Origin of the sequence: Candidatus Soleaferrea massiliensis AP7 (assembly GCF_000820765.1) — a bacterium.
GTDB classification, from domain to species: Bacteria; Bacillota; Clostridia; order Oscillospirales; family Ruminococcaceae; genus Soleaferrea; species Soleaferrea massiliensis.
Genome location: NZ_CCYH01000029.1, coordinates 1 through 20,179, shown reverse-complemented (window position 1 = coordinate 20,179; position 20,179 = coordinate 1). Strand labels below are relative to the sequence as shown.

Annotated in this window: 13 protein-coding genes and 1 pseudogene; 8 read left to right on the top strand and 6 right to left on the bottom strand. The window is 53.2% G+C overall.

Annotation, left to right across the window (positions count from 1 at the left end; all coding sequences use genetic code 11):
* Positions 1–29: 29 nt before the first annotated feature.
* From BN348_RS06775 to BN348_RS06765, 3 genes are all read right to left on the bottom strand, one after another.
* Complete coding sequence (locus BN348_RS06775) at positions 30–563, bottom strand: ferritin-like domain-containing protein (protein WP_040197085.1); 534 nt, start codon at positions 561–563, stop codon at positions 30–32.
* A 179-nt stretch (positions 564–742) separates the two neighbouring features.
* Positions 743–934 (bottom strand): hypothetical protein, encoded by a 192-nt coding sequence (locus BN348_RS06770; RefSeq protein WP_040197084.1) that lies wholly within the window; start codon positions 932–934, stop codon positions 743–745.
* A gap of 142 nt (positions 935–1,076) precedes the next feature.
* Positions 1,077–1,424, bottom strand: coding sequence for a helix-turn-helix domain-containing protein (locus tag BN348_RS06765; RefSeq protein ID WP_278247743.1), 348 nt, complete (start codon positions 1,422–1,424; stop codon positions 1,077–1,079).
* 142 nt (positions 1,425–1,566) lie between these two features.
* On the opposite strand from BN348_RS06765, the gene BN348_RS06760 reads away from it, so the two are divergent.
* From BN348_RS06760 to BN348_RS06735, 6 genes are all read left to right on the top strand, one after another.
* Complete coding sequence (locus tag BN348_RS06760) at positions 1,567–1,770, top strand: hypothetical protein (protein ID WP_052446784.1); 204 nt, start codon at positions 1,567–1,569, stop codon at positions 1,768–1,770.
* A gap of 362 nt (positions 1,771–2,132) precedes the next feature.
* Positions 2,133–2,558: a GIY-YIG nuclease family protein gene (locus BN348_RS14365; protein WP_320408668.1), complete on the top strand. Its 426-nt coding sequence runs from the start codon at positions 2,133–2,135 to the stop codon at positions 2,556–2,558.
* A gap of 50 nt (positions 2,559–2,608) precedes the next feature.
* Entirely contained in the window at positions 2,609–3,007 is a 399-nt protein-coding gene (locus tag BN348_RS06750) for a (deoxy)nucleoside triphosphate pyrophosphohydrolase (protein WP_040197082.1), read from the top strand.
* A 19-nt stretch (positions 3,008–3,026) separates the two neighbouring features.
* Entirely contained in the window at positions 3,027–3,572 is a 546-nt protein-coding gene (gene thpR, locus BN348_RS06745; RefSeq protein WP_040197081.1) for an RNA 2',3'-cyclic phosphodiesterase, read from the top strand.
* Between the two features lie 185 nt (positions 3,573–3,757).
* Complete coding sequence (locus BN348_RS06740; RefSeq protein WP_197068312.1) at positions 3,758–4,279, top strand: O-acetyl-ADP-ribose deacetylase; 522 nt, start codon at positions 3,758–3,760, stop codon at positions 4,277–4,279.
* The gene (locus BN348_RS06735) at positions 4,276–4,632 is read left to right on the top strand and encodes an arsenate reductase family protein (protein WP_040197079.1); all 357 of its coding nucleotides are present in this window, start codon (positions 4,276–4,278) and stop codon (positions 4,630–4,632) included. Before BN348_RS06740 ends, BN348_RS06735 begins: the two co-directional genes overlap by 4 nt.
* Before the next feature lie 160 nt (positions 4,633–4,792).
* Here BN348_RS06735 and BN348_RS06730 read toward each other — a convergent pair whose 3' ends face one another.
* Complete coding sequence (locus BN348_RS06730) at positions 4,793–5,644, bottom strand: YitT family protein (protein WP_040197078.1); 852 nt, start codon at positions 5,642–5,644, stop codon at positions 4,793–4,795.
* Between the two features lie 747 nt (positions 5,645–6,391).
* Between BN348_RS06730 and BN348_RS06725 the strand changes: the two genes are divergently transcribed.
* Together BN348_RS06725 and BN348_RS06720 are read left to right on the top strand one after the other, a co-directional pair.
* Positions 6,392–11,869 (top strand): Ig-like domain-containing protein, encoded by a 5,478-nt coding sequence (locus BN348_RS06725; RefSeq protein WP_040197077.1) that lies wholly within the window; start codon positions 6,392–6,394, stop codon positions 11,867–11,869.
* 430 nt (positions 11,870–12,299) lie between these two features.
* A complete protein-coding gene (locus BN348_RS06720) occupies positions 12,300–12,848 on the top strand; it encodes a glutathione peroxidase (protein ID WP_040197076.1) in 549 nt (182 codons plus the stop codon).
* 227 nt (positions 12,849–13,075) lie between these two features.
* On the opposite strand, the gene BN348_RS13125 is transcribed toward BN348_RS06720, so the two are convergent.
* Complete coding sequence (locus BN348_RS13125) at positions 13,076–18,835, bottom strand: Ig-like domain-containing protein (protein ID WP_197068298.1); 5,760 nt, start codon at positions 18,833–18,835, stop codon at positions 13,076–13,078.
* Positions 18,836–19,340: 505 nt separating this feature from the next.
* Positions 19,341–20,179 (bottom strand): annotated as a pseudogene (locus BN348_RS14305) (hypothetical protein); the annotation flags it as partial.

The following is a 20,179-nucleotide window of genomic DNA, read 5'->3' as shown; positions in this document are numbered from 1 at the left end:
AACAGCATCCGGCCTTCTTTGTTTTCCTTTTAAATTTCGGACAGGAACTTTTTGAAAATATCAATATGTATCTGTTCGTCTTTGGCAAGCCGGGCGAAAACGGCGGCCAGCTGTTCATCCTGGCAGGTGTTGGATTGTGTGATGTACTGATTGTACGCCATCTGTTCCGCCTGGATGTTGCCGAGCAATGCCTGCCGGTAATTTTGCCGGTAGCTGACCATGCCGCCGTTCCAGAAGGCACGGTTGTTTCCCCAGACAGAGCGGCATTTCGGGCTGCCGCCGGATCCGGCAACCATTGTACCCAGAATATCCAGATGATGCATTTCCACCATGGCAATCCTGCGCATGGTTTCGGAGAACTTCGGCTGAGATTCTTTATAGGTCCAGTGCTGATAGAGATACATGTAAATGGAGCTCATCTCACTGTTGGAGGCCGCCATGTCCTGGGTCATCCACCGCACATATTTGATGTCCACATGCTCCGCTGTGATTTCAGGATAGGGCGCGCTGTCGCTCACGGCTATGGCACGTTCCCTGTTCGGCTCAGTATTTGAATTTTTCATGCAGATTCCTCCGTATACGCATTCTATTACCTCTATTATATGATTGTCTGCATCGGAATAATACCATATTTACAGCGCGAAGCCGGGACGAATTTTTGAGAAGGGCCGCAGGACAGCGGCAAAAAGAAAAGAGCGCATACAAAAAATCCCGTGGATCATTTGATGCGCTCTTCAGATGTTTACAGCTGCTGTACGTAAGATTTGAGACTGTCCAGCTCTTCGATGAGCGGAACACCGATCACCTTTGATAAAGCCTGGTTGAGTTCTTCGTACTGATTGCCGGTGACGACAATTCGATCGTCCCGATGTTGTTTGAGTCTTTCCATTCTGTCATCGATCTCTGCAATGATCTGTCGTTTGATATCCTGCATAATGTTAACACCCCTTTCGTAATTATAGTATCTGCCGTGTGTCCCATGCTTATACATTGCCATACAGATGTGCACAACGGCAAATACCCCATAATCGAGACGATTGATTCATGGCTGAATATAAGGAAGAATGGAAAGCCGTTTACAGTCCCAGAAGCGTGTCGACTGCGGACTGCATCTGCTTGTTTTTGCGGTACTGCATGACCAGATGCCGTTCATGGTCGCTGAGCTGCAGGGCGGGGGATTGAGGCGTCTCATCGACTGCTTTCTGCAGGTCATTGATCGAGATGCCCAGCCCTTTGCAGATTTTAATGACATTGTCAACGGCCGCACCGCCGATAGAACCGTTCAACATAGATAACAACGTGCTGTACGGCATGTCGATTTGTTGTGCAAACTGTTTAATAGTTTGCCCTTTTTCTTTGATTAACTCCTTGATATATTCTTCTCTGCTCACAGAATCAACCCTTTCTTCTCGTGGTAATATCATAATATCATGCGATTCGTAGAATTTCAACAATACTTCCAGCAATATCAACCCGGGATAAACAGAAAATGGTTGACAACATTATAATATCGTGTTAATATTGTAGTGAAAAAACGAAATTACGTGTCAAAATGGGAGTGAAAAGATGATGTATAAGCAAATTGAAGCACAGCTTGTATCCATCGGTATGACAAAAAGGGAAATGGCACAGCAGCTGGGCATAGGCTACAATACCCTGTTGCTGAAGCTGAAAGGGGACAGCAAATTTACGTTGGATGAAGCGCTTGCGATCAAAAAGCTCATACAATCGGAAGAAAGTATAGAAAGATTGTTTGAAAGATCTGCCTGAGGATAGCTTTCCCACATTTTTATACTTCAATCGGCGGGCCGGAAATTTATCTTTTCATTATAAAGTAGGATGGATGTCGATAAAAGACGATTATTGTCGCAAAGGACGATATCGAAATAAGAGATTGAGCAAAACAGCATGATTCTCTAAATGCGCTTATATTGGATTATAGAATCCGTTTTGAAGGTTTGCACATTTTTGTGTCAAAAATGAAAAACGGTTTTTTTAGTTGCATTGGAAACCGAAGAAGCCTGCTCGTACAGCGTCGATTTGGTCGCGGCATCCGAATGTAAAAGCTGTAAAGCGGCTGACAGGGAAGCATAGGCGGAGTAAAGGCTACCGAACTATGGGGGCGTTTCTCCATGCGTTTCGATATGGGAATATTTGTAAAAAATCCAGACAGAATCAAGGTAATGGCCGGGAAAACACCGAAGGCCATTGCCTTTTTTCTGTTTTTTGGATATAATGAATGCATAACGATACCCTGTACAGGAGAGGGGGAAGCCGCATTGCAGAAAATGCCATGTGTCTATATGCTGTGGTGTGCAGATGGGACGCTGTACACCGGATGGACGAATGACCTGGACAACCGGATGCGAATGCACAATGATGGAAAAGGTGCCAAGTATACCCGTGTGCGCCGTCCGGTCAGGCTGGCTTATTCGGAGTTTCTTCCTGACAGATCGGCTGCGATGAAGCGGGAATGTGAAATCAAACGGCTGTCCCGTGCTCAGAAGCTGCAGTTGGTTCAAACGGTTGTCCCCCGTTTAAAAACGGAAGCTGATTGAACAAGACCGTATGCGTTTTGGCGCGGCAGCAGAGGGAAGGGGAAACTGATATGACCGAAATAGCAGCGGCTATTCTTTTAAAGGATGGACAAATACTGATCTGTCAGCGCGGTATGGGCGGGAACTGCTCCCTGCTGTGGGAATTTCCCGGCGGGAAGCGCGAAGGTCAGGAGCAATATGCGGACTGTGCCATCCGGGAATGCCGTGAAGAACTGAATATTGAGATTGAAATTCTAAAGGAGTTTGCCGGCACAGATTATTGTTATGAAGACAAGCCGTTCCACTTTGTCTTTTATCTGGCGAAGATACAATCCGGGTCGATTGAGAAACGGGTACATCGGCAGATTCGATGGGTAAAACCGCGGGAGCTTGCGGAATATCCATTCTGTCCGGCGGATGTGGAAATCGTCGAGCGGCTGAGCAGGGAGAATCTGCAAAGCGCCGATTGATAGAAAGGCAGGGAAAGCGATGAGGCTGTTTATAGCAATCAACTTCGAGGAAGATGTCAAGGACCAGCTGTGCGGAATCATGCGGCGTTTAAAACCCGGTCTGATCCAGGGCAATCTGACAAGACGGGAAAATCTGCATCTGACGCTCGCCTTTATCGGCGAAACCACAAGGGTGGCGTCTGTCCGTTCGGCCATGAACGCGATTTCGGCGAAAGCTTTTACACTGAGTATGAGTGGGTTTGGGCGGTTCAAACGCAGCGGCGGAGATATTTACTGGATAGGCGTGACTGCCTGCGGGGAGCTTGAAACTCTCTATGGACAGCTGTTCAAAAACCTCACAAAAGCGGGTTTTCAGCTGGAAGACCGTCCATTCAGGCCGCATCTGACGCTTGGAAGGCAGATGGTCCCAGAACCAGGATTTGACGCGGATGCCTTTGCAAAATCCGTTCCGGAACTCATACAGCAGGTTTCATCCATCAGCCTGATGAAATCTCAGCGGATTCAAGGGAAGCTTGTTTATACCGAGGTTTATCGCAAATCCCTGTCCGCCGGGGCATCAGAATGATAAAATCTGTGCCGGGAATCTATGCTGGGCCGCCGAAAAGAGTGGGATGCGGAGAAGGCCTTTGCAGGATGATTTTCAAATGCCACGCGGGCAGGGGGAGCGGCTGATAGTAACTGATGTAAAGAACAGATGCGAAGAAGCGGTTTTGTTCAGGAAGCTCAAACATATTGGAAGGGGAATTCATGATGCGGTTTGAGGTTGCAGAAGGGGATATCACCGAGCAGCAGGTTGACGCGATTGTCAATGCCGCCAACACGTCGCTGCTGGGAGGTTCAGGTGTGGATGGAGCCATCCACCGCGCGGCAGGTCCGCAGCTTCTTGAGGAGTGCCGCGGCCTGCACGGATGCCAGACCGGCAAGGCAAAAATAACAGCAGGATATCATCTGCCCGCGAGGTACGTGATTCACACGCCCGGTCCCATATGGCGCGGCGGAAATGACGGGGAAGACGCACTGCTGGAAAGCTGCTACCGCAGTAGCCTGGCGCTGGCGGTGCAGAATGGATGCCATACTGTGGCGTTCCCGTCAATCAGCACCGGTGTTTACCGTTTTCCGCTTGAACGTGCAGCCGGAATTGCCGTACACGCCATACTGGATGTTCTGAAAAAGGACTATAGGCTCACACTGGTGAGAATGGTCTGTTTTGACCCGATTACCCGAATGGCCTATGAAAACGCATGGACAAAGGAAAGGGGGATACAGGAATGACCCAATTTATAGAATATCCGGCCTGCAGCACCTGCAGAAAAGCGAAAAAATGGCTGGATGAGCGCAGGATCGCATATGCCGGCCGGCACATAGTAGAGGAGACGCCGACGGCTGAGGAATTGAAGGCATGGCAAAGCCGTTCAGGGCTGCCTCTGAAAAGATTTTTCAACACAAGCGGACGGGTATACCAGTCGCTTGGACTGAAGGATAAGCTGCCAACGATGACACAGGAGGAACAATTGATGCTGCTTGCCAGCGACGGCATGCTGATCAAACGTCCATTGCTGATCACGCCGGAAACCGTTCTGGTTGGTTTCAAGGAGGCTGACTGGGCTGCGGCGTTTGACTGTTAGTATGTATTGATTAAAATTGTCGTTTTCAAGAATGATGTCCTCAAAAACTTGGGGTTTTTGAGGCAGGTCTGCCACTGAAAGGGTAATGATAAGACTTTTTCATATGGAAAACAGCCTCTTCCTATACAAAGAAGAGGCTGTTTTTTTGCAGAGCTATCCGTCAAACGGTCTGATGAAAACCACGTCCAATGATTTCGCTGGTATTGGAAATCAGGATAAAGGCGGAAGGCTCTTCCTGTTTGATAAATTTTCTCAGCTGCACCGCCTGCGGCCGGTTGACCACCGTAAAGATGATGGTCTTCTTTTCCTGGGAAAAGGCGCCCTCTGCATCGCAGATGGTTGCGCTCCGGTTCAGCGTCTGCGTGATATAGTCGCAGATCGGTTCGGGATTGACGCATACGATGTTGAAGTATTTGCACAGATTGATGCTCTCAATCACCGTATCGATCATCAGGGATTTGATCATCAAACCCAAAATGGAGTAGAGCGCGGTTGTCAGATCGAAAACAAGGAATGCGCTCAGTGTGATCAGGGCATCGACAAACAGCAAAGCCCGTCCAATGTTGAAGCGGCTGTATTTCTTGACAATCATTGCAATGATATCCGTTCCGCCGGAGGAGGCGCCCATGTTGAAGAGCAGCGCCGAACCAAACGCGGGCAGTCCGATTGCAAAGCAGAGCTCCAGCATCGGGCTGTCGGTGATCGGCCCATCCAGCGGGCAGAGAAACGAGAACACCGAAATCAGGACCGAAAGCAGGATGCTGGAATAGGTCGTCTTAATGCCGCATTTTTTTCCTAGGAAAACGAACCCGACGACCAGCAGCGCCATGCTGATGACAAAGTTGACGGTGGAGGATGATACGGCCCCGCCGAACAATTTGCTGATGACCACGGCCGCACCGGTCACACCGCCGAAGGAGAAATTGTTCTGGAATTTAAAAAAGTAGACGCCGGCGGCAATCATAAACGTGCTCAGGGTAATCAGGGCATATTCCCTTACTTTCTGCTGCATAAAGATTTCCTCCTTTTCAGGTTGGTCAGACAGCTGTTTGCTGAATCACGTCAACGGCTGGAACAATAACTTTCATTATGAACCAGTATAGCACAATCTATCCAATCCGTAAATCGCCGCGGGAAAAATAATGAGTGAAGCAGACGCAATAGAAGATCGCAGATTTCTCACAGTAAAATGAAATTTAACAAAAAACTATGGATCGAGGTTATTGAAAAACGAGGAAAGAATTGTTATGCTATTTTTATGACGCTGCGGAAAAAATCAAATATTGGCGAAACGAGTGGTGCTGCGTAAAACGTAAAGCGAATGGTGTGTTTTTTCTGACAGCTGAAAATAAAAGGTCGTGTGGGGATTAAGGCCCGTCCACACGACTTTTTATTTTTGCGGGCCTGAAGGTATGTGCGCTTAGAATTGAAAGCATATGTGGCGGAATGACGACCGTTTTCCAGAGCTTCAAAGAATGGAAATACGGAACTGCTGGAATATGCATCATGGAACGGTTTCCTTGGTTCGAATAGAATTTGAAAAAGTATTATTTAAGTCATACAAAGGATAAAATACCGTAGAATTTTACTAATAAATCGTAGAATATTGCATGTACTTATGAAGTTTGAAATGATATACTTTAATTGCTAAACCTATCCATACATATATTTTTGATATAAGGAGGCAGTGATTTTATCCATCGCAATGATCGTATAGAGATAAAAAACAAGACGGAAATTAAAAAGAGGAGTGAATTTTGTGAAAAAACGAAGATTACAGCGCGCGCTTGCAGCAGTGCTTGCCGGCGCCATGATCCTCTCGACGGGAATCATTGGAGCCGCGGCAGACAGCGGCGAATCGGCCTGGAAGGTGGATGGCGATACGCAGAATGCCTGGATTGGTGCATATGGCGAGGACGGTTATGTCCTGTGCGGATGGGACAATAAAAACGATCTGAAGAATCTGCCGGATTACATCGATTCCATCGACTACGTGACCGAGGACCGCAGCGGCGGCTATGTCGCCAAAACCGGCAGCGACCTGCAGTACGGCCTGCCGAGCAAAGCTGACCCGAACGGCACGCGGAAAATCTCCTATCGATTCGATGACAAGCGCCAGACCATCAAAATCAAAGCGAATGACAATGAGGTGCATCAGGTAACGCTGTATGCTGTCGCGGAGAACGAGAACGGCAGAAAACAGAGCGTGCAGATGTTCCGCGCGGATACGAATTATGCTCTGACCGATGCGCTGATCATGGAAAAGCTTTCGGAAGGCAAATATGTGACCGCAAGCTTTACCGGCTCGGTTGACATCGTGCTGAACAACGAGGTCTACAATCCTCTGCACACCAACACGCTGGTCAACGGCATCTTCTTCGACACCGGCATGCTGGAAAACGTTCCGGCGGAAAGCGTCGAAGTGACCACCAGAAGCGGCAATGCCATCTTCACGCTGTCCGATATGCCGATTGAGATGCAGGCGACGGTGCTTCCCTATGCCGCAACCAACAAGGATGTAAGCTGGTCGGCTGAAGCGCTGGACAGCGAGAACGCGGGCGCCGTCTCGATCACGGACGACGGCAGGCTGACCGTCGAGAGCGGCGGCAAATACAAGGTCACCGCGGCAGCGGCGGACGGCTCCGGTGTGAGCGGTGAGATGGTCGTCACGGTTCTGTCCGAAGGCATTGCCTCCTGGATGACCGACGACACCAGCAAGGGCAACTGGATCGGCTCATATGGCCAGGACGGCTATGTCCTGTGCGGCTGGAACGGCAGCACGGATCTTGAAGACCTGCCTTACTATATCGATTCAATCAACTACATCACCGAAGACCGCAGCGGCGGCTACATCGCGAAAACCGGCGCGCAGTATACCGAGGGCCTGCAGGATCCGTCCGACCCGGACGGCAACCGCAAGATCAGCTACCGTTTTGACGATAAGCGCCAGACTGTCCGCATCAAAGCGAACGACGACGAGCTGCATCAGATCACCTTCTATACGGTTTCGGAGAATGAAAACGGCAGAAAACAGAGCGTACAGCTCTTTGAGTCCGGCACACAGACGCCGGTCAGCGACAGGATCGTCATGGAAGAGCTTTCAAAAGGCAAATACATCACGACCTTCTTCAAGGGTTCGATCGATGTTGTGTTCAACAACGAGAATTACAGCCCGCTGAAAACCAATTCGCTTGTGAACGGCATCTTCTTCGACACCGATTATGGGGACACTGTACCGGTCAGAAGGCTCTCTGTCGCACCGGCGGACGGCGAAACGATCCGCACCGAGCTTGGCGAAGTGCAGATGGCTGCGTCGGTGCTGCCGAAGCACGCAACCGATCCGTCGGTCACCTGGTCGATCATTTCGGAAGATCCTGAAATCGCATCGATCGATGAAAACGGCCTGGTACAGATCAATAAGGCCGGCAGCTTTGATGTCAAGGCTGTTTCCAACAGCAATCCCGAGGTTTCAGATCAGGTAACGATTGTTTCGATGAACGGTGTCGAGGTGCCTGAGAAGGCTGAGATCTCCACCATTTCCGGCCGCTTTGCGATGATCCAGAACAAGGATGTGCGCATTCTGTTCGATCTGCGGACCGGTTACTACAGCGCCTATGAGCAGGAAAGCGGCAAGCCGTATGTGCTGAACGCGTACTGCCAGGTCAACGACGAGAAGAGCATAAATGGTTATGCCTTCAAAATGGAAGACATCACGGCCGACGGCGAAGCGGGCAAAACCCTGCGGCTGATCGGCGAAAAGGCAGGCATGAACAGCATCGTCTTTGATGTCGCGCTGGAGGATGCAAGCGGCGATATCGTCATGCGCGGCGGCCTTGTCAACCATTCCGGCGAAGGTGTCAAGCTGATGCAGATGTATCCGATGGTTGCAAACTATTCGGAAAAGGGCGGCATCTTTGCAGGTGAAAACCCGGCGGAGAACCATGCGGTCCTGACCGGCGAGGGCAACTGGACCGTCCCGCAGGTCAAGCAGGGCGTCAACACCTCCGCCAAAAACAACCTGATGATCTCTTACCGCAACAAGCCGCAGCTGGAAAGCTTCCTGATCGGCGGACTCACAACTTATGAATTTCAGAACACCATCGACACGAATTTTGATGCAAACGGCGCGCTTGAAAACCGCGGCAGAAAGAGCATCAACGCGAAGATCAGAATCTATGACAACACCGGCAAGCTTGTCGACGACGGCCAGCTGTATGTCGGAGACAAGGCGCTGATCAACTTCACCGAAAAGAACCCGTATGACTCTCTGGATCAGTACGCGGCCAAGCAGGCTGTGGCGATGGATGTCCAGCTGATGGACTTTGACCCGTATATCTATGAATGCCTGTGGTATGTCAACTGGTTTACCCCCGGCGCGAACAATGCGGACTTCGCGGTGCAGGAGGTCAAAGACCTGTATGCGAGGGGCCTTGCAAACTATGCACGCCCGAATCTGCGCGTCGAGCCGGACACCTATGTCAATCCGAACGAGCAGCTCTGGTGGGATGACGCGCACTGGCTTTCCTTCGGACATCTGACCCCGACCTATCCGACCATGAAGGACTGGATTGCGGGCATGCAGGCCGCGGGCGGCGAAGGCGGAACCTATATGCAGGCTTCCTATCGTTCCGACGATTACTGCGAACAGTATCCGGGACACATGCTGTACAACGACCCGAATGAGGGACCGGACTACACCGATCCGGATTTCATCGAACATATGAAGGGCGTCTACCAGAACCTGAAGGATGCGGGACTGCGCTCGATCTTCTACGATTATGCGGGCCAGTACAAGGGAACCGGCGGCGGCTATCTGCTGGACAAGACCGGCGGCTTTGAGGACAAGTATGCGACGGCGGTCTCCGCATACCGCAACATCTATGCGCTGCCGAAGAAGTATGTCGGCAGAGATGTCCGTGTCAGTGAGAACTCCTGGGAATACAGCGGTTCGGACCTTGCCATCGGTCTCATAGACATCCAGCGCAACATCGGCGACACCAACGAATTCAATCCGAACATCGCGAAGGTGGCTGTCAATCAGTGGTACCGCCACAGAAAGACCAAGCTGCTTTACTCCGACGTTAAGGTGTTCGAGAGCGACGATGCCGATCTCAGAAGAGCACAGATCACCGGTACCGGCTTCTTCTTCGGCAAGACCACGCTGGGTGAAAGCGTCAACCGCATGAGCGACGAAAAAATCAAGGATATCGGCAAGATCGTACCGTTCCCGATCGACGGCATCGCGGCCAGACCGGTCGGCCTGTTCGAGGGCGGATACGACATCAACCCGGAAGTCCTGGATTATAAATTTGATTCCTCGTATGACGACCACATCCTGCTGTTCTGGAACCAGACCAGCAATCAGACCAAGACCATCAGCGCCGACCTTGGAGAAGACAGCGCGTTCGGCGGCGTTGGACTGGATTCGGATAAAGAGTATGAAATCTGGGATTTCTGGGATTGGGATTACATCGGCCGCTTTAAAGGCTCCGACATCCTGTCGCTGGATATCCGCAAGAACGAGATGAAGACCATGGCAGTCCGCGAAGTCCGTGAGGATCCGTATCTGCTTTCGACCAGCCGTCATGTCCTGCAGGGCGCGTTTGACGCGAAGGATGTCAGCTACGACAAGGCTTCCATGACCATGACCGGAACCTTTGACATCGTTGCAAACGACAGCTACAAGGCGATCATCTCGCTGAACGACAACAACCTGGCCATCGAGAACTTCTCGATCGACAATGAAAATGTCACCGCAAGCTGCAAGATCAATCCGTTCGGCAACTATGCGGAAATCATCCTGGATGCGCCGCAGAACGAGACGGTGAACTTCACGCTGACCTTCAAAGAGGATCAGAGCGAAGAGGACACCATCGCGCCGAGCGCGGTTTCCAACCTGAGAGCAACGGCGGATGAGAAGGGCATCGTCTCCCTGACCTGGAACGAGTCCGCCGACAACAGCGGTTTTGTCAAGTACGACATCTACGGCGCCGACCACGCAGAGTTTGTGCCGGGTGCGGACAGCCTGCTGAAGGTATCGTCGACAGTATCCTTCAAGGAAGACGTCGTGCGCGACGGATACTTCTATTACAAGGTCGTGGCAAGGGATGCCGCAGGCAATCTGAGCGAGCCTGTCATGATCAAGACCAAGGCGTTCAGCACGGCTATTCCGGTTGGTTCCCTGACTGCAACCTGCGGCGATTCCAACTCCGCAAGCGAATCGGCCGACAAGGTACTGGACGGCAAGGAGAATACCCTCTGGCACACCGATTGGGACGGCGTATCCCGTGACAAGATGTGGATCGACCTCAAGTTCAATGACGGTCCTACCAAGGTCAACAGCTACCAGTACCTGCCGAGAGCCGGCGCCGGCAACGGAACCATCCTGAACTATGAGCTCAAAGCCAGCACCGACAACGGACAGACCTATCAGACAGTCGCAACCGGCACCTTCGCGCGTTCGGACGGCTGGAAGACCATCGAGTTTGAAGAGATGGAGGTCACCAACCTGCGTCTGTATGCGGTCACATCGGTTGGCAACTATGCGTCTGCCGCAGAGATCCGCGTATACAACATGCCGCCGCTGGAAGGCATCGAGCTGCGCGAAACCGCGCTGAATCTTGCTAAGGACGCGCAGAAGGCGCTCACAGCGGATATCTATCCGACCAACCTGTACAATGAACCGGTCAGTTATGTCTCTGACAACGAGCTGGTTGCAGCCGTCGATGAAAACGGCGTTGTAACCGGCATCGGAACGGGAAGCGCGACCATCACGGCGACGGTCGGCGACAAGCAGGCGACCTGCGTTGTCAATGTCGTAGACGGCACGCTGGATGCGGATTCCCTGGAGATCGACCGCGAAAACGGCTATGTCTCCGGTACGCCAAAGGAACTGACCGCGGACGAACTGATTGCGCTGTTCGCCCAGAAGGAAGGCGTCACGATTGAAGTGACCCATGCAGACGGAACCCCGGTCGAAAGCGGCTTTGTGGGAACCGGATGCAAGGTGGTCTCCTATGTAAACGGCGAAGCGGTCGACACCCTGGAGGTGGTTGTATCCGGCGATGTCGATGGAGACGGACTCGTCGGCATCGCAGATCTGCTTGGCATGAAGTCGTCGATTCTGGGCCGTGACGAGCTGTCAGGCGCATACTTTGCCGCGGCTGACAAAGATGGCAACGGCATCCTCAACATCTTTGACCTCGTGGCTGTCAAGTTTGATATCCTCAATGGCTAAACCATAGCTTATATACACCATAAAGCCTCATGCCGCAAAGCTCAGCTTTGCGGCATGAGGCTCTTTTGCGGCTTTTAACGCAGCGGCCGGTTCGTCGGAAGGATACGAGTACCATACCTGCAATTAAAACGAATAAATTTGAGTGCCCTATCTGGAATAAAAGCGGATAGACTTGAGTGCCGGCTCTGGAATTAAGGTGGTTGGACTTGAATACAGTATCTAGAGTAAAAGCGGGGGATTTGAATGCCGTATCTGGAGTAAAGGTGGTGAATATGAAGCCGTATCTGAAATAAAGGCAGGGGACATGAATGCTATATTAGGAATAACATCAGATGAATTGAAACGGATGCATCTGGAATGAAAAATTGAACTGCGGCGCATACCAATCAGGATTAGTCCCATAATAAATCATAGAAAGGAGCGGTATTACATGAATATCTATGATTTTCGCGTCAAAACAATGGACGGCAGGGAGATCGGTCTGGACAGCTTCCAGGGAAAGGTTCTGATGATCGTCAACACCGCCAGCAAATGCGGCTTTACACCGCAGCTGCAGGAACTGGAGGAGCTGTATCAGGAATACAAAGACAGAGGCTTTGTTGTGCTGGGTTTTCCCTGTAACCAGTTCCACGAACAGGACCCCGGCAGCAATGAGGAAATCCAGGAATTCTGCACCAGAAATTACGGCGTTAGCTTCCCGCTGTTTGCCAAAACGCAGGTCAAAGGTCCGGATGCGCTGCCGTTGTTCCAGTATCTAGTGAAGGAGAAAGGCTTCCGCGGTTTCGATGAAGGCCATTCCCTGACCGGTGTGCTGGATGATATCCTTGCAAAGGATGATCCGGATTATCAAGACAAACCGGATATCAAATGGAATTTCACGAAATTTGTGATCTCCCGCGACGGCCGGGTGATGGCGCGTCTGGAACCGACCGCCAGCCCCAATTCCTGCAGCGGTTTGATCGAGTCGTTGCTGTCCTGAATGAAAAACGGCACATGTCCGTCCTTATACGGAAAATGATCAGGCAGGGGAGTAACATATCGGTTTATCTGTCTGCCGCATGCTTTGGCAGAAATACCGTTAAAGATTCTGACAGGCTGCGGATATGAGATGTAAGATCAGCATTTTTATAGGTTTCCATATAGAAACGCCATGGACAGATCTGTCCATGGCGTTTCTGATACGGGATTTGGCCGCATTCTCAATACTTATAGATTTCCATTCAGGATATCGAGTTTAATACGCAGCAGGTCAAAAATGTTGATTTTGCCGTCCTGGCTGCAGTCCGCGGCGGTTCTCTGTGCAGGTGTCAGGTCCGTCACACCCAGAATGCCCTGTTTGACAAGAATCAGATCGACGATACTGAGCGTTCCGTTCCCGTCCGTGTCGCCAAGCTTGGTTGGCGCTTCTGTTCCGGCGCGCGCAAGCAGCGCTTCCGCCTTCTGGATTAAAGCGTCTTTCTCATCCTCGCCAAGCTGAGGATTGCCAATAGCCGCGCGGAGTTCCTCGAGACTGTCGCGCATTTCAAGGGAAAGCGGGACGTTGGTTTCGTCTGCATGCACCTGCTCCAGTGCGTCCGCAGCCTGCTCTAAGGTCATGCCGGATGATTTTCTGAACCGAATGGTGTAGGTTTTGCTGGTTACGCCATCCTCCGCCTTCACGATGATCTTTGCTTCGCTGTTTGCGTCCTTGGCGTTCACGATCGTTGCGGATTCGTTGTTTGAACCGGTCTGCACCGTGATTTCAGGCAGTGTGTCGCCGCTGACGGTATAGTTGTAGCCGGTAACCGTCTCGTCAAATCCATCGAGCGGTTTTCCGTCCACAAGGATACTGTCAGTCCGGATGGCGGAATTTGCGGTCGGCACCTTGTCATAGGCGACCATTTCGGTGATGGCCAGAGCTTTGCCGGACTGCGGCTTCATATTGATGCGGATGGCGCAGGTCTTGACCGCGTCGAAGCTGAAATAGTTGGTGTCCGTCTCGCTGAGCGCATCCGGAGCATCCAGCGTCAGATGTTCGACGCTCTTCCAGTTTTTATCGTCTGACAGCGGGTGTGCCGCATCGACGTTGTCCGGGTTGGACGGCTTGGCGAATGCCGGTCCGTCGTAATACTGGATTTCATAAGAGGCGGGCAGGGACGCGCCGTGATCGATGTAGAAATCGATTTCCAGGTTGTCAATATAGCGGGAGGTGATCTCCTCCAGGCCGAAGATGACGCCTGCCCAATCGCCGTCCGGTCTTCCGGCGCTGGTCCAGTTGGTCCAGCGGTTGTTGCCGGCGTTTTCATGGGAGATGATGTTGTCGTTGAGCTTCGAAGCACTGTCCTTGGAGACGCCGAGCGGATTCGTGAAGGACGCGATGCCGAGCGGCAGATAGAAACCGTTCTTATAGCCGGTGAAGTTGTCGCCCTTACGGGTGTTGCCGGTCACGCGGATGGAGGTCTGCGCCGTCACCGCGCCGCCATCCGAATAGGTGACGCCCTTGACGGTGCCGCCGACCGTGACGATAGCGCCGTCCACCATAAACGGGGACTGGCTTGTTTCATTCCAGTCGACCGCATATTCATCGACGCTGCCGTCGCTGAAATACACCGATGCGCGGTCCGGCAGCAGCGGGATCATGCCGAGCGGCGTGACAGCCGAGAACTGCTGGACGCCGACTACACCCTTGACCAGAACGTTCGCGGCAGGCTTCAAATCCTGTCCGTCCACCGTGCCGGATACCGTGAATTCGCCGAACTTCGCGTAACGGTCTGCCGGGATCTCATCCCAGTTCACCGTTACCTCGCGCGGCAGTCCGATGTCGAAGACAGCCCGAACCTTCTGCGGCAGCACCGGCGCGATGCCCTTATCGGTCGTGATCCTGACGGATTCATAGGAGATGATGGTTTTCTTGACGGTGTTCGGCGCAATGCTGAGCAGCAGCGGCGCGCTTTCCACCGTGACGCCTTCATAGCTGACGACGGCCGTAACAGAAACGGTGCCGGCCGTGTAGGCGTACACCTTGCCGTCCACAATCTGGATTTCTCCGCCGTCGGTAGAGTCAATGGTATAGCTGACATCCAACAGGCTGTTGGAAACGACCGAGCCATCCTGTTTTTTGGCGGTCAGGACAATCGGAAGAACATCGTCTTCGGTCAGGTCGGTTTTTTCGATTTCAAGCGCGGCCTCGTGGAGCACCGGCGCCTGTTCGTTCCACTGAATGGTGTAGACGTTGACGGTCTCCCCGTCCTCAGCGGTGACCAGAATCTGCGTGAGATCGGCGGCGCTGATGGCCGGGACCACAAAGGCGGTTGCGCGGCTGGATTCGCCGGATGCGGTTACTTCGGGGATTTCTGCGCCGTAGGGGAGATCAACCGTATAGCTCATGGTGTCGGGATCGAAGCCTTCGAGCGCTTCTGAACCGACGGTGATGCTGTCAAGCTTAGCGGTGCGGTTGGCTTTTGGCGGCGTGACGATCTCCTGGGCCGGCGTGTAGACATGCAGCTCGGTCAATGCGTAGCACTTTTTCGGCGTTGTCTCGGAGGACATGTACCAGCGCAGGTATTTGGTTGTGACCGGATCGAAATTGATGTAGTTCTCTTTGGTCTCATCAAATGTGCTGAAGTTGTCCTGTCCGGTGACGTCCGTCCAGGTTTCGCCGTCGTCGCTGTACTGGATGGTCATCTTCGGCGGCGCGCCGCATTCGGTGTTGTAGAAGAAGTCCATGCCGACACGGCCTGTTGTGATCTCTTCGGGGAAGGTCAGCTGTGTCCAGGCGGTCAGCGGGAACTTGGAATGATCGCTCATCCAGGTGGTCCAGCGGTTTGCCGAGTTGCGTCCGACGATGCCGTCATTGATATAACGGATGTAATCGCCGCCCTGTTCGAACGATGCGCTCGGTTCAACCGGCCATTCAGCCGTCTTGGCGGCGACGTCGGTGTAGCGGTAGCTCACCTCGGCTTCGTCCACGCGGACGTTCATCCTGACCCTCCGGCTGTCGGAGTCCACAGTGCCGTATCTGACGAAGGTGCCGACCTCTGCGACATCCTCTGCGGTGAGAGGTTCCCAGGTAACCGGAACCGGACGGGTTTCGCCGGTGCTGTAGACGGCGTCGGCTGTATCGGGAAGCTGGGGAACCGTGCCGCGCGCGGTCACAATGCTGACATCCTTGTAGCCGATGACATCCGCGACGACAACCCGCACGCTGACGGTGTCGCCGGTTTCATCGACAGTACCTTCCACGTTGAAGGCGCCGATCTGCTCCAGCAGACCTTCGTCATACGGCTTCCAGCTGACGGCGAGTTCTTTGGTTTCGCCCTTGCTGTAGATTGCGGTCGCGGCCTGCGGAAGCTGTGGAATTTCACCGCGCTCGGTCAGTACGTCTGCAAAGCTCTCATAACCGAGCAGATAATTTTCATCTTCCCGTTCGGGGTCCGCGGTGAAGATGGCCGTGCTGTCGCCGCGAAGCCCTGCGGACGATGCTTTCAGCGTGATGGGACCGGCTTCCTTGGTCGACTGTACGATCACCATCGCCTTGCCGCTGTACGCCTTGCGCTTGTTGTCCTGATACGATTCGATGGAGGTCGAATTGCCGTTGTCCACACCGACGATTTTGCCGGCACCGGAAATCTGGAAATTGACCAGGTTTTCAGCGGTCGGGACGATGTTGCCGTTCTTGTCCTTGATCTCCACCAGGATGTAGGAGAGGTCCTTTCCGTCCGCCGTGATGATGTTGCGGTCCGGCGTCAGCTCCACCGATGCGGGCGCGCCGGCGGTTGTGTAGCTGTCACGCGCAAGGATGTTGCCGTCCGCGTCCATCGCGATGGCTTCCAGCGTGCCTTCCTCGAACGGGACACTCCACTGCAGGTACTGATGTCCATCGGAGGATTCCTGATACGGCAGGCCGTAATTGGTGGTTTTCTGCTCGTAGGACTGGGTGCCCAGCGTCTTTCCATTGAGTCTGAGCTCAACCTTCGCGCAGTTGGAGTATGCCTGTACGCGGATCGGCTGGTCGCTGCCTTCCCAGTTCCAGTGCGGCATCAGATGGACCATCGGATTTTCTTCGACGCTGGTCCAGACGCTCTGATACATATAGTAGGCGTCCTTCGGGATGCCGGCGGTATCCACCGCGCCGAAGTAGGAGCTTTTAGACGGGAAGCTGTTGTTATAGGGGGAAGGCTCCCCGATATAGTCGAAGCCTGTCCACATGAATTCGCCCATGACGAATTTCCGGTCGCGTACGGTTTGATAGGTGTCCTCAAACGAGCTGCCCCATCCGACCGTGCCGGAACCGTCGTAGCTGCTGCGGATATAAAGCTGGTCGTCGTTGGCATAGTGCCCGCGGCTGCGGACTGCCGAGGAGCTTTCGCTTGCCAGGATCAGCCATTCGGGGAACTCGCGATGCGCCGCGTCCAAGCTGTAGCCGTTGTTCTTCTCACCGTAGTTGAAGCCTGCGATGTCGCTTTGTTTGGCGACCTCTTTGGATCCGGCGTTGTTGAAGCTGCCGATGAAGTTGTTGAAGCCCTGGATGGTCGGACGGGTGTCGTCGATTTCCTTGACCCAGCGGTTCAGCTTCTGTGCGGTGCCGACGCTTGCGCCGACGATCTCGTTGCCGATCGACCACATGAAGACGGACGGTTCATTTTTGGAGCGGTCCACCATTTGCTTGATGTCGTATTCCGCCCAGGTCATGCCCGCAGCGTCAGGATGGGTGGCGGATTTGCTGAAGAACCGCGCGTAGTCCTTGGATCGTTTGTTGGATTCCCAGCAGTCGAACGATTCATCCATGACCAGCAGGCCTTTTTTGTTGCAGATCTCATACAGCTCGTCCGCGGCCGGATTGTGCGAGGTGCGGATGGCGTTGACGCCCATGCTCTTCATGATCTCCATCTGCCGTTCGATGGCCCGATAGTTTGCGACCGCGCCGAGCGCACCCTGATCGTGATGCATGCAGACACCGTTGATCTTCATCCACTGTCCATTCAGGCTGAAGCCGTCGTTTGGATCGAAGGTAAACCAGCGGAAGCCGAGCGTCGTCTCATAGGTGTCGACGACAGCGCCGCCCACGGTGATTTCGGTGACGACCGTGTAAAGATTTGGCTCGTCGGTCGACCAGAGCGCTGGCTTTGTGGTCTCGATGTTCTGTTCGAACTCGACAACATCCGCGCCGACGCTCTGCACGCCGGTTGTCTGGGTATCGGCGAAGAGGTTGCCCTCGTCGTCATAGATGGTGGTCTTCACCGCCGCATCGGCAGGCTGTTCGCCGTCGTTCTGTACCTTGGTCTTGACGTTGACCACGGCGCGGCCGTTCTGATATTCCTGTTCCAGATTCGGCGTTGTCACATAGGTGCCGTACCGGCTCAGATGGGCCGGATCGGTTACCACGAGGTCGACATTCCGATAGATGCCGCTTCCGGAATACCACCGGCTGCTGGGGTCCTCATGGTTGACCTTGACGGCGATGACATTCTGGGTTACGCCGTCGCAGACGACCTGGTCGGTGATGTCATAATAGAACGCGGTATAGCCATACGGGTAGTTGCCGACGAAGTTTCCGTTGACATAGGTTGAAGAGTCCATGTATACGCCGCCGAAGTTGATGGTGATGGTCTTCCCATCCATCTCTTTGGGCAGTACGAAGGTTTTGCGGTACCATCCAACACCGCCATTCAGAAAGCCGGTGTTGCTGCCGCCCGGGGAATTGGGGTCGAAATCCTGTTCGATGCTGTAGTCGTGCGGTAGGCTGAGCGTTCTCCACGAGGAGTCGTCAAAGTCTTTTTTCGATGCATCAGGGACGCTTTGTCCCTCTTCCAGATAAAATTTCCAGTCCTCGTTGAAGGAGATTTTTCGTTCCTCGGCCGCTTCATGCACCGCCTCATAGCGGGATGAATTGGAATCGGCATTGTTTTGAGCAAAGACGGCCGGAACACTGATGCTGCCTGCAACCATCGTGAGAGATAAAAATAGCGAAAATAGCCTCTTTTTCAATGTTGGTTCCTCCATTTTGTTTTTTCATTTTTTCTCTTTTTACCGGCAGGCGGCAGCCTCCTTTCAGCCTGACAAGCCGGCGGTGTGTGTACGGATATACCCGGACCGAAACGGTGCGGGATGTATGTGAGACGGGCTTTTCGGGAAACGAAGATGCAAGGAACGATCAATGCTTTGGTATGGACGTTTGTCTGATCGTTTTCCAGATTTGCCTCGTCTGGCACGCAAAAAAGGGAAGTATGGAGATTTGTACCATGAAGTTACGGTCTGCCCATGTAACATTCTTTTATTTTATTAATTAAAGTTGTTAAGAAATAAAATAAATTAAAAATGTGTTATAAAATATTGAACATCCTGTTTGCTAAACATTGTAGCACACCCATTTCATAATGTAAATACCTGTGAAGCCGATTGATACAGATTATTTGCCTGACGGGTACTGTCTTTTGGGTCATCATAAAAACCGGCGGCGTTTCACAAAACACCGCCGGTTTTCATGATGCTTTTATGTATCGGGATATGGACCGATGCGCGCTACGGCCAGATAAGCATTGGCATATCTGGTGGTGGCAGGGAGGGAGATGGTGGTGTTGTTGTCTACGGAATCAATATGCAGGCCAACGAGTGTTCCCGCTCCCATCCGCCGGATGATGACGCCGGATACCATGGAGTTCGCGGTCAGCCGCAGTTCGCCGGAATCGTCATATCCGCCGGGTGTGAAGCTGATCGTAAAGGTGCCGGGGGCTCCGGTAGTGGACAGCACACCGTAACTGATCATGTACATGCCGCTTTCCTGTATCTGCAGATTTCTGCCGGAAGCGTCAAGCGAGGTGTTGTTGATTCCAAATGCCCGGTCAAAGCTGATGAGACCATAGGTGGGGGCTGTGAAGGTCTGTGCGGCATGGCTGGAAAGGGATGCCGTGACGTTTATAACCGGCCCGGTTGGTCCAGTAGGGCCTGTAGCTCCGGTTGCGCCCGTCGGGCCTGTTGCCCCCGCAGCGCCGGTGGAGCCTGTAGCGCCGGTCGGTCCTGCGGCGCCTGTAGCACCGGTTGCGCCAGTTGCCCCCGTTGCTCCAATGTCGCCGATGGGACCGGTCGGCCCGGTGATGCCGGTTGGTCCGGCGGGCCCAATCGGTCCGGTGTCTCCACGAATGCCCTGTGCGCCGGTCGGCCCAACGGTTCCCTGCGGGCCTTGCGGTCCGGTGGGACCAATCGGACCAGTGCTGCCGGGGTCTCCCTGTGGACCTGTTTCGCCCGGAGCACCGGTGACGCCCTGGATGCCGCGCGGTCCCTCCGACCCCTGCGGTCCGGTAATGCCCTGGATGCCCTGCGGCCCCTGTGGTC

Excerpts from the sequence above, each read along its gene's own strand:
- BN348_RS06775 (WP_040197085.1), bottom strand. The coding sequence starts at position 563 with ATGAAAAATTCAAATACTGAGCCGAACAGGGAACGTGCCATAGCCGTG.
- BN348_RS06770 (WP_040197084.1), bottom strand. The coding sequence starts at position 934 with ATGCAGGATATCAAACGACAGATCATTGCAGAGATCGATGACAGAATG.
- BN348_RS06765 (WP_278247743.1), bottom strand. The coding sequence starts at position 1,424 with ATGATATTACCACGAGAAGAAAGGGTTGATTCTGTGAGCAGAGAAGAA.
- BN348_RS06760 (WP_052446784.1), top strand. The coding sequence starts at position 1,567 with ATGATGTATAAGCAAATTGAAGCACAGCTTGTATCCATCGGTATGACA.
- BN348_RS14365 (WP_320408668.1), top strand. The coding sequence starts at position 2,133 with ATGCGTTTCGATATGGGAATATTTGTAAAAAATCCAGACAGAATCAAG.
- BN348_RS06750 (WP_040197082.1), top strand. The coding sequence starts at position 2,609 with ATGACCGAAATAGCAGCGGCTATTCTTTTAAAGGATGGACAAATACTG.
- thpR (WP_040197081.1), top strand. The coding sequence starts at position 3,027 with ATGAGGCTGTTTATAGCAATCAACTTCGAGGAAGATGTCAAGGACCAG.
- BN348_RS06740 (WP_197068312.1), top strand. The coding sequence starts at position 3,758 with ATGCGGTTTGAGGTTGCAGAAGGGGATATCACCGAGCAGCAGGTTGAC.
- BN348_RS06735 (WP_040197079.1), top strand. The coding sequence starts at position 4,276 with ATGACCCAATTTATAGAATATCCGGCCTGCAGCACCTGCAGAAAAGCG.
- BN348_RS06730 (WP_040197078.1), bottom strand. The coding sequence starts at position 5,644 with ATGCAGCAGAAAGTAAGGGAATATGCCCTGATTACCCTGAGCACGTTT.
- BN348_RS06720 (WP_040197076.1), top strand. The coding sequence starts at position 12,300 with ATGAATATCTATGATTTTCGCGTCAAAACAATGGACGGCAGGGAGATC.